The sequence below is a fragment of the Rhodopseudomonas rhenobacensis genome (assembly GCF_014203125.1).
GTDB classification, from domain to species: domain Bacteria; phylum Pseudomonadota; class Alphaproteobacteria; order Rhizobiales; family Xanthobacteraceae; genus Rhodopseudomonas_A; species Rhodopseudomonas_A rhenobacensis.
Map to the genome: position 1 here is coordinate 1 of NZ_JACHIH010000030.1, position 2,207 is coordinate 2,207.

2 protein-coding genes are annotated in these 2,207 nt (G+C 61.4%); one reads left to right on the top strand and one right to left on the bottom strand.

What is annotated here, in order from left to right; genetic code table 11:
* Window positions 1-37: 37 nt before the first annotated feature.
* Complete coding sequence (locus HNR60_RS18955) at window positions 38-844, bottom strand: tyrosine-type recombinase/integrase (RefSeq protein ID WP_347339359.1); 807 nt, start codon at window positions 842-844, stop codon at window positions 38-40.
* Between the two features lie 111 nt (window positions 845-955).
* On the opposite strand from HNR60_RS18955, the gene dusA reads away from it, so the two are divergent.
* Window positions 956-1,948 (top strand): tRNA dihydrouridine(20/20a) synthase DusA, encoded by a 993-nt coding sequence (gene dusA / locus HNR60_RS18960; RefSeq protein WP_184260726.1) that lies wholly within the window; start codon window positions 956-958, stop codon window positions 1,946-1,948.
* Window positions 1,949-2,207 lie beyond the last annotated feature (259 nt).

The window sequence follows — 2,207 nt, forward strand, 5'->3', positions numbered from 1 at the left end:
CGGCTTTTGCGCGCCCTGTTCGCCGCGCTCTGCCGCGTCATCGGATCGATGCAATACGCCTAAATCGGCGCGTGTCCGGGATCTTCACGGACGACTCCAGAAGCGGAATCCGCTGGTCGTTACCCTTTTTCTTTCTCGGATCCTTGCGGTCGCGAACTACGAGCATTCGGCTGTTGGCATCAAAGTCACGCCATTCGATTTGCGCAATTTCATCTTGCCTCATAGCTGTTGCCACGGCAAATCGCACAATCCGACCAACCGGGATCTTTTGCCGAGCATTGCCTTCTAGCTCTGAGATGATGCGGTCGAGCTCATCCTGGGTAGGGCGACGATCACGCTCATTACCTTTGCCGACAAGTCCGAGGCGTCCGAGAGCAATCCGAGCAAGGTTGATTGGTTCAGTTGAAACGATCACACCATGTACTGCTGCCGCATGAGACAGGATGGTCTTGATGTATCCGAGATGGATTCCAATCGTGACAGGTCCGGCACCCTCAAGCGCGCGTTCTTTTCCGAACTTGATAAGTCGGTCTCGATCCAGCTCAGAAAGACGAAGATGCCCAAGGTTCTCGTCGAGGAAGATCAAACTGGCGCTCTTCGATCGCCTGATGGTCTTACCGACCTCGATTAAATCCCGGCGATGGAGTGCGATGAGATCGCCAAAGAGCAGAGCATTTCGTGACTTGCGTGTCGTCGCGGGTTCCTGGCGATCGATCCGGCGTTCAATATCAATTCCCCATTCCTCCGCGTCCTTTCGCCGAAGGAATGTCTCATTGACATACTTTCCCTTTCGTCGGACTTGGACGCTCCAAGAGCCAGACTTGAGTTTCGTAATGGTCGCCACGCGTGTGCGCTCCGTGTGCACTGAGGCGTCGAAAAGCCGGATAAAACGTCGCATCATGGCGTACAATAGTGTGCACACGACACGTTCTAACAGCCTGAAAATACTTGAAAAATGCTGATAAATCAATCATATAGATTTTGTACCGCGCCTATGATGGACTGGACCGATCGGCACTGCCGGGTGTTCCACCGGCTGTTGTCGCGTCGCGCGCGGCTGTATTCCGAGATGCTGACCACCGGCGCGGTGATCCATGGCGACCGCCAGCGACTGCTCGGCTTCGACGCCAGCGAACACCCGCTGGCGTTGCAGCTCGGCGGTTCCGATCCGCGCGATCTCGCCAACGCCGCGAAGATCGGCGAGGATTTCGGCTACGACGAGATCAATCTCAACGTCGGCTGCCCGTCGGACCGGGTCAAGGATGGCCGCTTCGGCGCCTGCCTGATGGCCGAGCCGCAGCTCGTCGCCGAGGGCGTCGCCGCGATGAAGCGCGCGGTCGACGTTCCGGTGACTGTGAAATGCCGCATCGGCATCGACGACCAGGATCCTGAAGTCGCGTTGGACACGCTGGCGCGTGCGGTGGTGGCGGCCGGCGCCGACGTGCTGATCGTGCACGCGCGCAAGGCCTGGCTGAACGGGTTGTCGCCGAAGGAAAACCGCGACGTGCCGCCGCTCGATTACGACCGGGTGTATCGCTTGAAGGCGTCCTTGCCGGACGTGCCGATCGTGATCAATGGCGGCATCGCCGGCATCGCCGAATCCAAGCCGCATCTGGCGCATGTCGATGGCGTGATGCTGGGCCGCGCCGCCTATCAGGAGCCGTGGCGGCTGCTCGCGGTCGATCCGGAGCTGTTCGGCGAGCCGGCGCCGCACCCGAGCATGACAGCGGCGCTGCAAGCCATGATGCCCTATATCGAGGCGCAGCTCGCGCAAGGCACGCGGCTGCATTCGATCACCCGGCATTTCGTCGGCGCCTATCACGGCGTGCCGGGCGCGCGCGCCTTCCGCCGCCATCTCGCCGAGCAGGGCGTCAAGCCCGACGCCGGGATCGAGGTGTTGCGCGAGGCGATCGCGCGCGTCGAGGATCGCGTTGTTGAAGTGGCGTGAGCTAATAGCTTAAGCGACAATGCTGCACGCAAGATTTTCGGAAGGCTCGTGATTGCTTCGCACCGCACTCGGCGCGCAGCGTCGCGTGCGGTGCGAAGCAATCACGCCTGCGGCGTCGTTGATGCCTTCGTGGCAGGGGCTTGACCCAAGCACGGCTTCACCTCTCCCCGCGCGCGGGGAGAGGTCGACCCCGCGTAGCGCAGCGAAGCGGGGTCGGGTGAGGGGGCGTCTCGGCATTAAGCGGCGCCCCCACACCCCG

What these genes read in the sequence shown, in the direction of transcription:
- dusA (WP_184260726.1), top strand. Translation starts at nt 956, where the DNA reads ATGCTGATAAATCAATCATATAGATTTTGTACCGCGCCTATGATGGAC.